We start from the raw sequence: 15,889 nt of genomic DNA, 5'->3' as shown, positions 1-15,889 counted from the left end.
CACCCGCGCCTCGGCGGGGTCGTTTTCCGGCTCGGCCCCGTACCTACGAACGCTACGCCGCATGTACGTTCCCGAGGACCCGCCGCCGGACTGTCCCGCCTGCGGCGACCAGTACGACTCGGTCTCCCGTCACACCGGCGGGTTCGTGGCGAACCTGCTCGACAACGAGCGCTACCAGCGGGTTTGTTTCTACCCCGCGACCGACGGCGACGAGCCCGCGTTCGACTGCTATCACCACACGCACGCGCAGGCCGGGACGGACGGCGATTGACCGCGAGTGAGCAGGGCGGTGGCTAGCTGAGAGGGGAACGAACGGCGGCTGACACCGGCTGACGGCGACTGACCGCGAGGGCGCAGGGCGCCCCCGGCGGTCGCGACGCGCTCAGAAGTCGTCGCCTTCGGTGATCGAGGTGTATGAACCGATCAGCGCGCCCGAGAGGGCGACGCCCTCCAGGGTGGCGCCCGTGTCGATCACGGTGTTGCGGACCTCGGAGTCGGCGATCGTCGCGTCCTCGAAGACGACCGCGCGGTCGAGCGTCGAGTCGGTCACCGTCGCGCCCGACATGACGTGGACCACGCCGCCGAGGTCGCTCCCCTCGACGGTCGCGTCGTCGGCGACGAGCGTTCCGCCGTCGAGCGCGTACTCGACCGCGTCGAGGTAGGAGTCGGCGGTGCCGATGTCGAACCACGCGCCGTCGAAGGTGAACGCGTGGACCGCGCCGCGCCGCTGGAGCCACTGGAGGAACCACCCCGGCTCGTCCGGGTTGTTGTCGTCGTCGAGGTAGGTGGTGAGCTTCGGGAGCGTCTCCGCGGGGAACGCGTAGCAGGCGATGGAGACCAGCGTCGACTGCGGGTCCGCTGGCTTCTCCTGGAAGTCGACCACCTCGTCGCCGTCCAGCTGGACGAGCCCGTACGACTTCGCGCGCTCGCGGTCGCCCACGTCGTAGGCCGCGAGCGTCGGCGTCCCCTTGTCCTCGAAGAAGTCGGCGAAGTCGGCGATGTCGAAGCTGATCATGTTGTCGCCGGCGACGACGATCAGGTCGTCGTCGACGCCCTCGCGGTCGACGAGCTGTTCGAGCGCCCCCACCACGCCGAACTTCTCGTCCTCCTCGACGGTCTCTTCGACCGACAGCGTCGGCTTCTCGAACGGGCTGTCGGCGAGGTACTCGGCGAAGGTGTCGGCGAAGCGCTCGTTGGTCGAGACGAACACCTCGTCGACCCTATCGTCGGCCTCTAAGTCCTCGAATATCTCGTCGATGACGGTGTTCTCGCCCACCGGCAGGAACATCTTCGGCCGGTGTTCGGTGATCGGCCAGAGCCTGGTCGCGTAGCCACCCGCGAGTACGACGGCTTTCATACCCGCTCCGTCTCACCCCGGTGACATACCTCTTGTGCCCGAGTCGTCTCCGATTCGCCCGGGGGTGTCGACGCCGTGCGCCCGCTGACTCGCCTCCGAGCGCTCGCGCTCCGATCCCGGACCGTTTTGCGCGTCGCCCTCGACGTTCGCCCATGGAGACGACCCGCCAGCGGATCGCCGACGCGCTCCGGGAGGAGCCGCGGACGGCGAGCGACCTCGCCGAGACGCTGTCGCTGCCGACGCCGACCGTGTACGAACACCTCGACCACGTCTCGCGGTCGGTCCGAGAGGGGAACGCCGGCGGCGGCGACGCGGACGTGGAGTTCCTCGTCGCGCCGCCGACCTGCCGCGAGTGCGGCTTCGACGGCTTCGACGACCCGGTCAACGAGCCGTCGCGGTGTCCCGAGTGTAGGAGCGAGCGGATCGAGGAGCCGGCGTTCGTGATCCGGTAGGGAGGCTCGCGCGGCTTACAGCTCGTCCAGCAGCGTCGTCGCCGCGTCGGCCGAAGAGCCCGGGCCGCGCGCGGTGATCAGGTCGCCGTCGACCGTCACGCTCGTGTCGGCGTCGAGTTCGGCGTCCCAGTCGGCGCCGGCGAGGACGACCTCGTCTTCGACCCAGTACGGGAGCTTCCGGCCGTCCGGCAGCACGTCGTCCTCGTCGACGATGTCCTTCTCCCACGCGTTCGGGAAGCCGGTCACCGAGCGGCCCTCGACGAGCGGCGTCCCGTCGGCCTCGCGGGTGAACCCGAGGATGCCGACCGCGTGACAGACGACGAGGGCGACGCCGTGGTCGCCCGCGACCGCGTCGAGCAGGAGCTGGCGGGCGTGGCGGTCCTGGTTCACGTCCCAGACGGTGCCGTGCCCGCCGGGGAAGACGACCGCGTCGTAGCCGTCGGCCTCGACCGTCGCGATCGGCTCCGGATCGTTGAGTTCGGGGTGGCTCTCGTCGACCTCGCGAAGCTCCGCGACGCGTTCCTCGCCGCCAGCGGCCTCCGGGTCGAGCGACCGCTCGTCGACGACCGGCGGCGATCCGGACGGCGTCGCGACCGTCACGTCGACGCCCTCGCTTTCGAGCGTCGTCAGCGGCTCGATACACTCCTCGGCCCAGTACCCCTCTTCGCTCACGACGAACAACGCGCTGGTCATGTGTACGCTCCCGTTGACACCCCCGACACAAAAGGCGCCCGCGCCCGGCAGCGATGAAGGACGGCGCCGAATTTATAAACGGCCGCAGCGATGCGGTCGGCGCGCGCCGCCGAGGGCCCGGTAGGGCGCGAGGTGCGCGTGCGAGGGACGCGGCGACCGGAGCGAAGCGACGGGAGCCGCGAGGCTGGGGAGGCGTGAGGGTGCGGTACGGGGCGGGACTCAAAGGGGCAGCCGTGAGGACGAAGCACGGCGCAGTAAGCACCGCAGCGACGGAGCGAGCAACGCGAGCGACCGAGCGAGGCGCGCAACGAGCCGCGCGAGTCTTCACGGCTGGGGCTTTGGAGGAGTTCGTCGCCGCTGCGTAGTCGACTATTTATAAGCGGCTAATCAGAAAATTTGCGGGTTTCACCGCGGTTCCGCTGCGGACGGCTTATTCGTCGCCCTGCGCGTCGACGATCACGACCTCGCCGTCCTCGACGGTCACGTTGATCAGCGTTTTCACGTTGTAGTCGGTGTCGTCGAGTTCGTTCGGGCCGGCCTTCTTGATCACGGCGACCACGTCGACGACGTCGGCGCCGACCTCGTCGGTGAGCGCGTCGAGGATGGCCTTCATCGTGCCGCCCGTCGAGAGCACGTCGTCGAGCACGAGCACGCGGTCGCCCTCCTCGACGTCGTTGATGTACATCTCCGACTCGGAGTAGCCGGTCTCCTGGAACAGCGGGACCTCGCCGTCGAGGCCGTACTGGCGCTTCCGGATGACCACGAGGGGGATGTCGGTCATCAGCGAGAGCGCGGTCGAGATGTGGATCCCCATCGCCGCGGGGGTGACGATCTTGTCGACGTTCTCGAGCTCAGCCTTCCGGATGATCCGGATGACGATCTCCCGAAGCAGCTCCGGTTCGAGCATCGGGACGCCGTCGCTGATCGGGTGGACGAAGTACTGGTACTCGCCTTTCTCGATGATCGGCGCGTCGAGGAGCGACTGCCGCAACTGGTCCATGTCGCGGGTACTCGGGCGGATTAATAAAGCGTGGCGGTTACGGGATCGCGGTGGGAGACGATGGCACGGAGTGCGGCGCCCGAACGTTCGTACGCGAACTGTCGATCGACATGAACGTCGCCGCAACAGACTCGCGTCCGCCGGAACTGTCTACTCGAACTCCGGCTCCCGTTTCTCTAGGAACGCCCGCATCCCCTCGCGCTGGTCGTGGGTGCCGAACAGGCCGGCCCACGCCCGGCGTTCGAGGGCGTGGCCGGTCGCCGCGGCGCCGTCCCCGGCCGCGTTCAGCGCCTCCTTCGCGGCGCGCAGCGCGGTCGCGGGCTTCGCCGCCAGCTCGCCGGTCAGCTCGTCGATCCGGTCGTCGAAGTCCTCGTCGGCGACGACCTCGCCGACGAAGCCGACCTCGGCCGCCTCGGCCGCGTCGATGCGCTCGCCGAGGAAGATCAGCCGCCGCGCGACCTCGTCGCCGACGAGGGCCGGGAGGCGCTGCGTGCCGCCCCAGCCCGGGATGATCCCGAGGTCGATCTCCGTCTGCCCGAGGACCGCGCTCTCGGCCGCGACCCGGAGGTCGCAGGCAAGCGCGAGCTCGCAGCCGCCGCCGAAGGCGTATCCGTCGACCGCGGCGACCGTCGGCGCCGGGAACGACTCGATCGCGTCCGCGACGCGGTGGCCGAGCTCGGCGTACGCCTGCGCCTCCGGCGTCGACATCTCGACCATGGAGGAGATGTCGGCGCCCGCGACGAACGCCTCGTCGCCCGCGCCGGCGATCACGAGGGCGCGCGCGTCGCGGTCGGCCGCCTCGTCCAGCGCGTCCTCGATCGCTTCGAGCGTCTCGACGGTGAGCGCGTTGAGCTGTTCCGGTCGGTCGACGGTGACCGTCGCGACCCCGCGGTCGTCGACGTCGAAGGAGATGGTGTCCCGGCTCATACGGCCCCCGTCGCGGGGCGGCGTGAAAACGGTTCGGCAGCCGGATCCGCGGTTCCGGAACCGGCGTTTGCGAGCGACGACCCCCCGTTAGACCTCTTCGCGGCTGTCGATCCCGGTGTAGATGAACCACGCCGTCGTGTACACGCCGACGAACAGGAGGTAACCGAGGATCAGGCCGCCGAGCTGGCGGCTCGCGAGCCCGCCGGGGAGCGTCCGCGAGAGGACGCCGAGCGCGAGCACGAAGACGACGAGCGAGAACAGCCCGGAGAGGGCGTACACGCCGAGGTCGGAGGTGAGGCGGTCGCGCACGCTCTCACCAACGGGATCCCGTTACATACCCCCATCGGTCCCGGACCGGACCGCGGGGGGACTCGGTCGCGGCGTCGAGGCCTCGGCGGCCGATCGCTTAATCGAGCGCGGCTCCTACCGGATGGTATGAAACGAACCCGACGCGAGGTCCTCGGGGTCGGGGCGGCGATCGCCGGCGCGTCGACCGCCGGCTGTCTCGGCGCGATCGGCGGGGCGACCGACGACGACGCTCCGCGAGGGAAACAGCAGATCGAGCCGCCGGTGACCGCCGACGACCCCGACTACGTCGACGTGTACGAGGCCGTCGTCCCGTCGGTCGCGCGCGTCCAGACGTACGTCGAGAGCCGGGAGACCGTCTTCGGGCCGGGGGAGGGCGGCGCCGCGGGACAGGGCTCCGGGTTTCTCTACGACGAGACGCACCTGGTGACGAACGACCACGTGATCGGCGATCCCGACACGATCCGCGTTCAGGCGACCGACGAGACGTGGGTGAACGCGACCGTCGTCGGTCGCGACCCGTACAGCGACCTCGCGGTCGTCGAACTCGACGCGGGGCTCCCCGGGGACCCGCTCCCGGTCGCGACCGACCTCCCGCCGGTCGGCACCCGGGTCCTCGTCGTCGGCGCGCCGCTCGGCCTGTCGGGGTCGGCGACCCAGGGAATCGTCAGCGGGCGTAACCGGACGATTCCGGCGTCGACGGCGCCCGGCCGCTTCTCGATCGCGGACGCGATCCAGACCGACGCCGCGCTGAACCCCGGCAACAGCGGGGGGCCGATCGTCACTCTCGACGGCACGGTCGTCGGCGTCGCGACCGCGACGCGGGGCGATAACATCGGCTTCGGCGTCTCCGCGCGGCTCGTGAACGAGGTGGTCCCGGCGCTCATCGAGACCGGGAGCTACGACCACTCGTTCATGGGCGTGAGCGTCGTTCGGGTCGATCCGCTGCTCGCGGCCGGCAACGACCTCCCGGACGCCAGCGGCGTCTACGTCGCCGGCGTCGTCGCCGACGGCCCCGCCGACGGCGTCCTCCGCGGCACGGACGGGGAGGCGACTGTCGACGGCGCGACGGTGCCGACCGGCGGCGACGTGATCGTCGCGCTCGACGGGACCGAGATCGCGGACAACCCCGACCTCTCGCGGTACCTCGCCCTGGAGACGGACCCCGGCGACACGGTCGCCGTCACCGTGGTGCGCGACGGTAGCGAGGAGACCCTCGACGTGACGCTCGGCGAGCGGCCCGAGCCGTGACGCTCGGCGAGCGGCCCGAGCCGTGACGCTCGGCGAGCGGCCCGAGCCGTGACGCTCGGCGAGCAACCTCAGCGGAAAGCTGAATTTGGGTGCGTGCGCCCGGTCGTCACCCGTTGCGCGGATTGCAACCCCTATATGCCCCCGGCCACACGTACCGGTATGAACGGGAACCGGTTCGGTCGACTCTTCCAGCTGACGACCTACGGCGAGAGCCACGGCGACGCGATGGGCGTCACCGTCTCCGGCGTGCCGGCGGGCGTCGAACTCGACGAGGAGGCCATCCAGGCGCAGCTCGACCGGCGCAAGCCGGGTCAGTCGATGATCACCACCTCGCGCGGCGAGCCCGACGAGGTCGTCGTCAACTCCGGCGTTCAGGACGGGTACACGACCGGCACGCCAATCGGCATGGTGATCCAGAACAAGGACGCGCGCTCGGGGAAGTACGAGCCGTACGTCACGGCCCCCCGGCCCTCGCACGGCGACTACACCTACTCGGCGAAGTTCGGCACGCGCAACTGGGGCGGCGGCGGGCGTTCCTCGGCCCGGGAGACGGTGAACTGGGTCGCGGCCGGCGCCGTCGCGGAGCAGGTCCTCGACGCCTCGGAGCACGACGTGGAGATCAAGGCCCACGTCAACCGCATCGGCGACGTGGAGGCCGACCCGGTGAGCTTCGAACAGCTGCTCGAACGCAGCGAGGAGAACGACGTGCGCTGTGCCGACCCCGAGGCGGCCGCCGAGATGCAGGAGCTGATCGAGGAGTACCAAGAGCAGGGCGACTCGATCGGCGGGTCGATCTACTTCGAGTGCCGCGGCGTCCCGCGCGGGCTCGGCGCCCCGCGGTTCGACAGCTTCCCCGCGCGGCTCGGGCAGGCGATGTTCTCCATTCCCGCCACGACCGGCGTCGAGTACGGGCTCGGGAAGGACGCGAACCACGTCGCCGGCAGCGAGCGCAACGAGGACTGGACCTTCGACGACGGCGAGTCGTTCGATCACGTCGAGAGCGACGAGGGCGACCCCGTCCCCGAGGGGAACGACCACGGCGGCCTCCAGGGCGGGATCACGACCGGCGAGCCGATCTACGGCGAGGCGACGTGGCACGCGCCCACCTCGATCCCGAAGAAGCAGCGCTCCGCCGACTGGGAGACGGGCGAGGAGAAGGAGATCCAGGTCGTCGGCCGCCACGACCCGGTCCTCCCGCCGCGGGCGGTCCCCGTCGTCGAGGCGATGCTGTACTGTACCGTCCTCGACTTCATGCTGCTCGGCGGTCGGATCAACCCCGACCGCGTCGACGGGAACCCGGGACAGTACGACACCGACTACCACCCGAGCAGTCCGCGCAACGAATAACGAGCGATCGGCCCGCTCCGCGGACCGGCCCGCCTATTCCCCCGGCGACCACTCGCGGTCGTCCCCCGCGACCAGGTCGTCCTCGTCGATGTGCTCGCAGAGGCGCGCGTAGTTACAGAAAACGATCCTCCCCGCTGAGCGTGCCCCACCTCTACCCCGTGAATGACCGGTCCGAAGGCGCTGGCGGCGACCATCGGCCCCGCGGCGAGGCCGAGCGCCGCGTCGTACACCCGATTCGTGACGCGGGACCGGAAGAAGACGGGCAGCGCGCCCAGTCCCGTCGCGAGCCCCGCGGCGGTGCTGACGGCTCACGAGGGGCGGCAGCGTCGTCATAGGCGTCGGTTCCGCGCTCGGAGAAACAGGAATGGGCGGCCGAGCCGACGCGCCCTGTCGGCCCGACCCGCTATCGGACTACGATCCCGCGGAGGTCGCCGCCGTACGCCCAGCCCGCGACGAGAAGCGTCGCCACCGCGCTCGCGGGGAGGACCGAGAACCACCCGGCGGTCGTCCCGACGCCGAAGCGCACGCCCAGCCCCGCCGCGACCCACAGCGTCGCGGCCGCCGCGAGCACGAGGAGGCCCCCCGTGACCCGGCGGTCCTCGCGGCCGAGCGCGACCCCGCTCGTGGCGCTCCCGGCCGCGAGCAGGTGGAACCCGAGCGCGAGCGGCCACGCCCGGATCGACGGGGGGAGCGTCGCGAACGGGCGCGGCTGGTCGAGGAAGTACGCCCACACCGGGTAGCCGCCGATCCCGCCGCCGTCGCCGCCGAGCGTGACGAACCCCCAGAGGCTCACCAGCGTCGGGCCGCCGTCGCCGCCGGGGACGACCGCCATCGGGACCGCGAGCAGCGCGGCGACGAGGAGCCACTCGACCAGACCGCTGGTCTGCGGCGACGACGACTCTGGCTCCGGTCGCGAGGCGGTCCCCGACATCGAGTCCGACGCCGAGCGGGTAGCGCCGTCCGGGCTCTCCATACGACGGGTTCGGCGCCCGGGAGTAAGTATGGTCGGGACCTCGCGGGCGCAGAGAGGCTTTTACCGTCCTCCGCGACAAAGAGCGTCAATGCCAGCCCTCCGCTCGATCCGACCGGCCGTCGGCGGCGTCGCGAGGAATCCCGTCCTCGTCGCCGTCTCGGCGCTGTTCGCGCTCGCGCAGTTCCCCGACCTCATCGTGCGGCCGACCGCGAGCCCCGGGCTCGCGGCCGCGGTCTCCGCGCTGACGTTCGGCGTGCTGATCCTCGTCGTCCCCTTCTTCCAGGGCGGCCTGCTCGCCATGGCGGACGAGGCGCTCGACGGTCGGACGGGCGTCGCGACGCTCGTCGCCGCGGGCCGCGACCACTACCTGCCGCTGCTCGTCGCGTACCTCGCGCTGGTGGGCGTGAGCCTCGCGTTCGGGTTCCTCTTCGTCGTCGGGATCGTCCTCGGCGTCGCAGGGAGCGTCGTGGGCGGGCCCGCCGGGTTCGTTCGGATCCCCGCCGAGGACGTCACGCTCGTCGCGGTGCTCGGAATAATCGTCGTCGGCCTGTTCGGCGCGTACCTGCTCGTCACGTTCTTCCTCCAGTTCTACGCGCACGCAGTCGTCGTCGAGGACGCCGAACTCGTCGCCGCGTTCCGCCGTAGCGTCCGGCTCGTGCGGTCGAACCTCGGGGCCGCGATCCCGTACACGGTCATCCTCGCCGCCGTCGGCGCGCCGTTCGGCCTCCTCGTCGCCGCCGCGTCGCTGACGCTCGCGCCGCCGCCCGCGATAGACACGGCCCCGGCGTGGCTGCCGAGCGTCGAACTCGGCACGCTGGGGACCGTCGGCGTCGGAGTCGGCGTGGTCGCGGTCACCGGCCTCCTCGGCGCGCTGTGGACGACCTACTCCGTGGCGTTCTACCGGGCCCTCGCGGAGCGGACGCCCGCGCCGGGGCGTCAGGCGTAACCCGTCCCCGCCCGTATCGCGCGTGTGAACACGAACGACGGCGGACACCACGACGCGGCGGTCGACGCGCTGGCGGGCCGCGAGTACGAGCGCGCCGGGAACCGGTATACTCGCGGGGGGCGACGCGTCCTGGCCGACCCGCGCCCCGATCGCGACCCGTTCGAACCGGACGAGAAGGGATGGATCGGGCAGGGGCTCCAGCAGCTGCTCGCGGCGACGGTCGCGTACCGCGTCGCGGGCCGCGACGGGCGCGCGACCCAGCGCGCGGTCGAGGGGCTCGCCGCGGCCCGCGACTTCGAGACGGTCCTCGACGAGCCGGGACAGACGGCCTGCCTCGCGGAGTTCGTGGCCGACTTCCGGGTCGCGGGCGGCCTCGACGGCGCCGAAGCGGCCTACGACGACGCGGCCGAGCGGTACGCGGCCGCGGGCGACGCGGTCGACTCCCCGCAGGCGCTCGCGACGACCCCGCTCTTCGAGGCCGCGGCCGCGACGGTCAAACAGGTCGCGCGGGGGCAGGCGGACGGCGAGATAGCGATCAAGTGGGAGGACCTCCACGGGAGCGACCCGAGCCGACCGGGCGAGTTCCTCGCGCACCGCGCCCGGTTCAAGAAGCAGCGGTTTCCCGGACTGGTCGAGCGCGCGGTCGACGACGGCCACCTCGCCGCGCCCCGGGGGACGACCGAGTACAACAACGACACCCACCAGTGCCCGCACTGCGGGTCGACCCACGTGAACTGGGCGGGGACCGGGATCCTCTGTCTGCGCTGTTCGCGGCCGACGGCGGGGAAGTAACGCGCGGCAGCGAGCGCCGTCAGCTCAGCAGGCTCTCGCCGTCGAACTCGGCGTCGGCCTCGACGTCCAGCAGGTCGAGGACGGTCGGCGTCACGTCGAAGAGGTTCGCGTCGGACAGGTCGAGGTCGGGGTCGGTCGAGTACAGCAGCGAGTTCTCGAACTTGTGCATCCCGTTGCGCGGGCCTTCGGTGAAGACGGCCTCCTTGCCGGAGAAGCCGGACTTGAGGTCGAACCCGTCCGCGGGGATGACGACGAGGTCGGGCGCGATACCGTCGTGGTCGCCGTCGAAGACGGTCTCGCCTTTCACGATCCGGCGGCACACCTGTCGGCCGTCGGGGCCGGTGAGCGATTCGAGGTCGTCGATGAGCTCCTCGCGGGTCGCCTCGTACTCGGACTCGGGGACGACGCCGTTGGGCTCGCGGCCCTCCAGGTTGAGGTAGAAGCGCCCGGGGATAAGCGAGTACGCTCGCGTCTCGTCGTCGATGTCGGTGAGCGCGTCGTGGTCGTCGGCGGCGTACGAGAGCCACCCCTCGTCGGCGAGGAACTGGTTACAGTTCACCTCCCACTCCAGTCGGGTGAACCCGTGGTCGGAGGCGACGATCAGGGTGGTGTCGTCGTCGAGCGAGTCGCGGATCTCGCCGATGTAGCCGTCGAGCTCGCGGTAGAACGCCAGGAACTCCTCTTTGTACTCGCCGTCGGTGGCGTAGTCGCCGAACAGGAAGTGGTTCACGCGGTCCGTGCTCATGAACACGCCGAAGAAGAGGTCCCAGTCGTCTCGGTCGAGGTAGTGGGAGAAGGCGTCGTAGCGGGCGTCCAGCGTGGCGTGCGCGTTCTCGATGAACTCGGTCTTGTCGTCGTCGTGGCCGAGCTTGGCGTTCACGTCGATCCGGTAGTCGAACCCGTCGAGCGTCTCGCGCACCTCGTCGTCGCTCGCGGCCGACTCCAGGTCGGGCGAGAGGAACCCGGAGACCATCCGCTGGACCCGCGTCGACGGCGGGAACGTGACCGGGACGTTGAGGACGGTCGCGTCGCGCCCGGCGTCCGTGACGCGGTCCCACAGCCGGGTCGCCTTCACGTGGCGCCCGAGCGGGACGTACGTCTCGTAGGAGTCGACCTCGCGGTCCTGAAAGCCGTAAACCCCCGTCGCGCCGGGGTTCTTCCCGGTCGTGAGGCTCGGCCAGCACGCGCTCGACTCCGGCGGGACGATGCTCTCCAAGCGCCCCCCGGAACCGGTCTCGGCGATGTCGGTCAGGTTCTCGAAGACGTCGGGGTGGTCCTCGACGAGGTCAAGCGGTACGCCGTCGATCCCGAGGAAGACGACGCGCTCGTCGTCGTCGCCGCGGAGCCGGTCGAACAGACCCATGGGCGACGGTTCCGGGGCGGCCGGCATATCCCTTGTGTTCCGCGGGACCGCGGCGGCGGCCGCCGACCGCGGGACCGACTCGCGGGCGACCCCGATTCAGAAAGCATATTGGTCTCGGCGGCGACTGCTACGGCGTATGAGCGACGACTTCCCGGCGAGCGTCGACGTCGACTACACCGACGGCGAGGGCGAGAGCCCGGGCGACTACCCGTCGATCCAGCACAAAATCGAGAAGGCGGTCGAGGTCACTCGCCGCGGGCTCGAACAGTACGACAACCCCGCGGTGATGTGGACGGGCGGGAAGGACTCCACGCTGACGCTGTACTTCATCAACCAGGTCGCCGAGGAGTACGGCTACGAGAAGCCGACCGCGGTGTTCATCGACCACTTCCAGCACTTCGACGACATCACCGACTTCGTCGAACACTGGGCCGACCAGTGGGATATCGACCTCGTGTACGCCCGCAACGAGGACGTGGGCGCCTACGTCGACGAGCACGGGTTGGAGCCGGGCGACGACATCCCCGTCGACGCGCTCTCGGAGCACAACCAGCACCACATCCGGGAGATCCTGGAGTTCGAGGAGGACTCGTTCCCCTTCCTGCTCGACACCTACGTCGGCAACCACCTCCTGAAGACGGTCGCGCTCAACGACGCCTTAGAGGAGCACGACATCGACGGCGTCATCTCCGGCGTCCGCTGGGACGAACAGGAGGCCCGCGCCGACGAGACGTTCTTCTCGCCGCGGCACGATCCTGATCTCTTCCCGCCGCACGACCGCATCCAACCCATCCTCCAGTTCGCCGAGGCCGACGTGTGGGACGCCTTCTGGAACTTCGTCGTGCCGGACACGGTCGAGGCGTTCCCCGACGAGGGGTACATCCCGCAGGCCGACGACGACCTCCCCGAGGGCGTCACCCAGGAGGACATCCCGATCTCGCCGAAGTACTTCGCCGGGTTCCGCTCGCTGGGCAGCGAGGTCTCGACCGAGAAGACGACCGAGGAGCCCGCGTGGCTCCAGAACCTCGAGGACACGACCGAGCGCGCCGGCCGCGCCCAGGACAAGGAGGACCTGATGGAGCGCCTGCGCGACCTCGGTTACATGTAGGGCGAGCGGGCGACGCGCGGGAGACCGACGCACGACTCCTTCCTCGGCCGCGACTTCGGGGTCGATCCCATCCTGAAGCCGGACTGACCGTATACGGTTCCGCCGAGCGGTCACCGACGCGTGATTGTGTACACTAGGCACTGCTCTCGCCGTCCGTAATCTCGGATATCGGCGTCGCGAACACGTCATGAATAAGCCTCAGTGCCCCTCGTCGGCGAAGTGTGCGGCCGGAACCCCGACCGAGGGCCTCACGGTGAGTCACACGATTGTATAGACCATACATTTTTGGTTGCGTCGCACGATATCGCGTATAGCGTCCCGAAGCCGGTCGGCGACGTCGACGGCCGGCCGATCGGACAGTCGAGAGATGACAGATCGAACGCCCGCCCCACGGAAGAGAACGCATCGGCACGGCAAGCGCGCGCATCACAACTCGTCCACGTCCAGCAGATGATACGCCCGTTCCTCACCGGACTCAAGGAGAACCTCATCTACGTCGTCGTCGCCTCGCTGGTCGCCGGGCTGGCCGTCGGCCAGGTCGCGGGCTCGGAGACGACGTCGGTCCTCCGAGCAGCGGTCGTCCCGATCCTGTTCCTGATGATCTACCCGATGATGATCAACATCGATCTCCGGGAGGTGCTCAACGTCCGCGACCACGCCGGTCCCGTGGGATTAAGCCTGCTGATCAACTTCGGCGCGGCGCCGCTGTTCGCGGTCGCCCTCTCGCGGGGCTTCTTCGGCGGCGGCGTCGAGTACGCCGTCGGACTGTACTTCATCGCGCTCATACCGACCTCGGGAATGACCGCCGCGTGGACGGGCCTCGCCGACGGCGACCTCGAGGCGGCCCTGGTCGCGATGGCGGTCAACCTGTTGGCGGCGATCGTGATCCTCCCGGCGTACCTGTCGGTGCTCGTGCCCGCTGACGTCGGGTTCGACCCCTCGGCGCTGTACCGACAGCTCGCGCAGGTGGTGGTCGTCCCGATGGCCGCCGGGACGGCCACTCGGTGGCTGTTGCTTCGGCGGTATTCAAAGGCGGTTTTCAAGCGCCTGAAGCCGTTGTTCGGCGGACTGTCGTCGTTGGGCGTGATGCTGATCGTGTTCGTCGCGATGACGATGCGGTCCGGTCAGATCCTCGCGGATCCGGCCGCGTCAGTAGTGACGGTCGTCCCGCTGGTGGTGTTTTACGCGGCGGTCCTCGGCGTCGCCGCGGCCGTCGGACGGACGCTGCTCGACCCGCGGCGCGGCGTCGCGCTCGTGTACGCGACCAGCATGCGAAACCTGTCGATCGCGCTGGCGATCGTCGTCGCCGCGGACGCGGTGCCATCCGGGGCGGTGCTACCGATCGCGCTGGCGTACGTCATCCAGCCGCCGCTCGGCGCGGTCTACATGCATTACCGACGCGACGTCGTCGGCGAAGGGCTGTCCCTCCGCGAAGCGATCTCGGAGATCGTCTGACCGGGTGGACGCCTCGCTGCCTCGGTTCGGCACCGAACGGGCGCTGCCGGCTCTCGTCAGGCGGATATCGGTAGTGTGTGTATAGCACATTACCTGCAAAGTGATTTGGCCGCAGCGCGCCTCGGTAGACGCATGAGCGCAACCTTCGCAGTGATCGACGCGTCGGTCGGCGACACCCCTGCGGAGTCGAACCTCCGACGAGAGCTCGACGCGGACGTCGCCGTCTACAAGCCGAGCGAAGGGGAGTTCCCGCCCTCGGTGTCGGCGTCCGGCTGGCGGTTCGACGGCGTCGTCATCAGCGGGTCGCAGACCTCGGCGTATGACGATCGCGACTGGATCCACGAGCTGACGGAGTGGATCCGTCGGGTCCACCTGGCGGACGTCCCGACGCTCGGCATCTGTTGGGGCCACCAGTTCCTCGCGCAGGCGCTGGGTGGCCGCGTCGTCGACATGGGGGAGTACGAGCTCGGATACGAGCGGGTCGTGCGGCTCGGCGAGGACCCGCTGTTCGAGGGACTCCCGGAGCGGTTCACCAGCTTCGAGACGCACTCCGACCGCGTCGCCGAGCTTCCCCCGGGCGCGGCGACGCTCGCACGCAACGGCTTCGGCGTTCAGGCCTTCCGCCTCGGGAGCACCTACGGAGTACAGTTCCACCCGGAGTACGACCGCGAGACCGCGGTCTGGGTGACTGAGGGGAAAGACCTCCCGGACGAGCGGAAGCGTTCCGTGCTGGAGGGGATCACCGACGAGTCCGTCGAGGCGGCGCGGACGAGCAAGCAGATATTCGGGAACTTCCGGCGCCTCGCCGAACGCCACCAGCCGGTCCGCCGGCCGGGCTCGATCCCACCTCGGACGAGGTGACCGCCGAGCCTCGCGACGGGCCGGAGTCGCGACGAACGGGCGGTACGGCATATTGATTGTGTAGTATTGTGTGCTTTCCAAATTACTAAGTTCGACGCGCCGGACAGGATCGTCCGCGTCGAAGATGAGCCTGCGAACCCGAGCGAGCGAACTCGTGGATCGAGCGCGGTCGGCGGCGACCGGCGACCGGACGAAGCGACTCGTCGAGGCGTTCCGTCGGGTACGCGACGGGGACCCGTGGTTCGACAAGCGGGGGCTGGACGCGATCCGTCGCCGGCCGGTCGACGACGGCTCGATCGAACGACGGCGACGCGCGCAGCGCTACCTCGGCGTCGCCTTCGTCGGGCTGCTGGCGGCGGCGATCTGGTACCCGCTCGTCGCAGGGGTCGGCGTCGTCGGCTGCGCCGCCGCGGCGGTCGGAGTCGGCGCCGTTCGCGGCCGGTTCTACTGTAATCACTTCTGTCCGCGCGGCGGCCTGCTCGACGGCTACGTCCGCCTGTTCAGCCGTGGAAAGCGGACGCCGGACTGGTTCAAGCATCCGCTGACCCGCGCGGCCGTGGGCCTGACCGCGGCCGGACTCTTGGGGACGGGACTGTACGCCGCGTGGCGGCAGGGCGGGTCGCTCGGCGTGCCCTTCCTCACGATGCTCGGCGTCAGCACGCTCGTCGCGGTGGTTCTCGGCGTCGTGTACCACCAGCGGGCCTGGTGTCAGATCTGCCCGGCCGGGACGCTCTCGCACGCCGTCCACCGCGTCGCGGAGGGGCTCGGTCGCGATCCGGCACCGCGCGTCGAGGTCGACGCGGACGCCTGCGTGAGCTGCGGCCGCTGCGGGACGGTCTGCCGACAGGAGATCCGTCCGGGACAGTACGCCGACGGCGAGGTCACGGACCACGGGAACGTGTTCTCGCCGGGCGGTCTCGAGGGGTCGACCCGCAAGGTCGACGGCGTCGTGGACCACGCCGACTGTCTCCAGTGTGCCGCCTGCGTCGAGGAGTGCCCGACGGACGCGCTGTCGCTCGACGAGGAGTAGCCGACCGCGAGCCCTCGTCTCACGGGCC

The 15,889-nt window shown here is 70.2% G+C and carries 17 protein-coding genes and 1 pseudogene; 10 read left to right on the top strand and 8 right to left on the bottom strand.

The window, feature by feature from the left end; genetic code table 11:
* Positions 1-61 precede the first annotated feature (61 nt).
* A complete protein-coding gene (locus EXE50_RS02320) occupies positions 62-271 on the top strand; it encodes a hypothetical protein (RefSeq protein WP_053772011.1) in 210 nt (69 codons plus the stop codon).
* Between the two features lie 111 nt (positions 272-382).
* Here EXE50_RS02320 and EXE50_RS02315 read toward each other — a convergent pair whose 3' ends face one another.
* Positions 383-1,357 carry a sugar phosphate nucleotidyltransferase gene (locus tag EXE50_RS02315; protein ID WP_137704259.1) on the bottom strand — a complete coding sequence of 325 codons (975 nt, stop codon included), beginning with the start codon at positions 1,355-1,357 and terminating at the stop codon, positions 383-385.
* A 152-nt stretch (positions 1,358-1,509) separates the two neighbouring features.
* Here EXE50_RS02315 and EXE50_RS02310 point away from each other — a divergent pair, with 152 nt between their 5' ends.
* On the top strand, positions 1,510-1,809 hold the full coding sequence (locus EXE50_RS02310) for a transcriptional regulator (RefSeq protein WP_137704258.1): 300 nt from the start codon (positions 1,510-1,512) through the stop codon (positions 1,807-1,809).
* 15 nt (positions 1,810-1,824) lie between these two features.
* Here the strand turns inward: EXE50_RS02310 and EXE50_RS02305 are convergent, their stop codons facing one another.
* The 4 genes from EXE50_RS02305 to EXE50_RS02290 all read right to left on the bottom strand — a co-directional run bounded on the left by EXE50_RS02305 (position 1,825) and on the right by EXE50_RS02290 (position 4,738).
* Positions 1,825-2,502 (bottom strand): DJ-1/PfpI family protein, encoded by a 678-nt coding sequence (locus tag EXE50_RS02305; RefSeq protein ID WP_137704257.1) that lies wholly within the window; start codon positions 2,500-2,502, stop codon positions 1,825-1,827.
* A 430-nt stretch (positions 2,503-2,932) separates the two neighbouring features.
* Entirely contained in the window at positions 2,933-3,502 is a 570-nt protein-coding gene (gene hpt, locus EXE50_RS02300) for a hypoxanthine/guanine phosphoribosyltransferase (protein ID WP_121598866.1), read from the bottom strand.
* A gap of 150 nt (positions 3,503-3,652) precedes the next feature.
* On the bottom strand, positions 3,653-4,429 hold the full coding sequence (locus EXE50_RS02295) for an enoyl-CoA hydratase/isomerase family protein (RefSeq protein WP_137704256.1): 777 nt from the start codon (positions 4,427-4,429) through the stop codon (positions 3,653-3,655).
* Positions 4,430-4,516: 87 nt separating this feature from the next.
* On the bottom strand, positions 4,517-4,738 hold the full coding sequence (locus EXE50_RS02290) for a hypothetical protein (protein ID WP_053772016.1): 222 nt from the start codon (positions 4,736-4,738) through the stop codon (positions 4,517-4,519).
* A 126-nt stretch (positions 4,739-4,864) separates the two neighbouring features.
* Here EXE50_RS02290 and EXE50_RS02285 point away from each other — a divergent pair, with 126 nt between their 5' ends.
* Together EXE50_RS02285 and aroC are read left to right on the top strand one after the other, a co-directional pair.
* Complete coding sequence (locus tag EXE50_RS02285) at positions 4,865-5,986, top strand: S1C family serine protease (protein WP_137704255.1); 1,122 nt, start codon at positions 4,865-4,867, stop codon at positions 5,984-5,986.
* Between the two features lie 159 nt (positions 5,987-6,145).
* Positions 6,146-7,333 carry a chorismate synthase gene (gene aroC / locus EXE50_RS02280; RefSeq protein ID WP_137704254.1) on the top strand — a complete coding sequence of 396 codons (1,188 nt, stop codon included), beginning with the start codon at positions 6,146-6,148 and terminating at the stop codon, positions 7,331-7,333.
* Positions 7,334-7,476: 143 nt separating this feature from the next.
* On the opposite strand, the pseudogene EXE50_RS17610 reads toward aroC, so the two are convergent.
* Together EXE50_RS17610 and EXE50_RS02270 are read right to left on the bottom strand one after the other, a co-directional pair.
* Positions 7,477-7,666, bottom strand: a pseudogene (locus EXE50_RS17610) (ZIP family metal transporter); the annotation flags it as partial.
* A 70-nt stretch (positions 7,667-7,736) separates the two neighbouring features.
* Entirely contained in the window at positions 7,737-8,306 is a 570-nt protein-coding gene (locus tag EXE50_RS02270) for a TIGR04206 family protein (RefSeq protein ID WP_137704253.1), read from the bottom strand.
* 88 nt (positions 8,307-8,394) lie between these two features.
* Here EXE50_RS02270 and EXE50_RS02265 point away from each other — a divergent pair, with 88 nt between their 5' ends.
* On the top strand, positions 8,395-9,252 hold the full coding sequence (locus EXE50_RS02265) for a hypothetical protein (RefSeq protein WP_137704252.1): 858 nt from the start codon (positions 8,395-8,397) through the stop codon (positions 9,250-9,252).
* 24 nt (positions 9,253-9,276) lie between these two features.
* Entirely contained in the window at positions 9,277-10,044 is a 768-nt protein-coding gene (locus tag EXE50_RS02260) for a hypothetical protein (protein ID WP_137704251.1), read from the top strand.
* A 19-nt stretch (positions 10,045-10,063) separates the two neighbouring features.
* On the opposite strand, the gene EXE50_RS02255 is transcribed toward EXE50_RS02260, so the two are convergent.
* Positions 10,064-11,407, bottom strand: a complete 1,344-nt coding sequence (locus tag EXE50_RS02255) for an alkaline phosphatase family protein (RefSeq protein WP_137704250.1) — start codon at positions 11,405-11,407, stop codon at positions 10,064-10,066.
* 136 nt (positions 11,408-11,543) lie between these two features.
* Here EXE50_RS02255 and EXE50_RS02250 point away from each other — a divergent pair, with 136 nt between their 5' ends.
* The 4 genes from EXE50_RS02250 (at position 11,544) to EXE50_RS02235 (ending at position 15,861) form a co-directional block, all read left to right on the top strand.
* Positions 11,544-12,515 carry a phosphoadenosine phosphosulfate reductase family protein gene (locus tag EXE50_RS02250; RefSeq protein WP_121598874.1) on the top strand — a complete coding sequence of 324 codons (972 nt, stop codon included), beginning with the start codon at positions 11,544-11,546 and terminating at the stop codon, positions 12,513-12,515.
* 450 nt (positions 12,516-12,965) lie between these two features.
* The gene (locus tag EXE50_RS02245) at positions 12,966-13,970 is read left to right on the top strand and encodes an arsenic resistance protein (RefSeq protein ID WP_053772026.1); all 1,005 of its coding nucleotides are present in this window, start codon (positions 12,966-12,968) and stop codon (positions 13,968-13,970) included.
* A gap of 132 nt (positions 13,971-14,102) precedes the next feature.
* Complete coding sequence (locus EXE50_RS02240; protein ID WP_137704249.1) at positions 14,103-14,831, top strand: type 1 glutamine amidotransferase; 729 nt, start codon at positions 14,103-14,105, stop codon at positions 14,829-14,831.
* A gap of 124 nt (positions 14,832-14,955) precedes the next feature.
* Positions 14,956-15,861 (top strand): 4Fe-4S binding protein, encoded by a 906-nt coding sequence (locus tag EXE50_RS02235; RefSeq protein ID WP_137704248.1) that lies wholly within the window; start codon positions 14,956-14,958, stop codon positions 15,859-15,861.
* Positions 15,862-15,889 lie beyond the last annotated feature (28 nt).

The sequence above is a fragment of the Halorubrum sp. ARQ200 genome (assembly GCF_005435115.1).
Classification (GTDB): domain Archaea; phylum Halobacteriota; class Halobacteria; order Halobacteriales; family Haloferacaceae; genus Halorubrum; species Halorubrum tropicale.
Note: the sequence above shows the minus strand (reverse complement) of the source record. Positions and strands in the feature narration are given on the sequence as shown.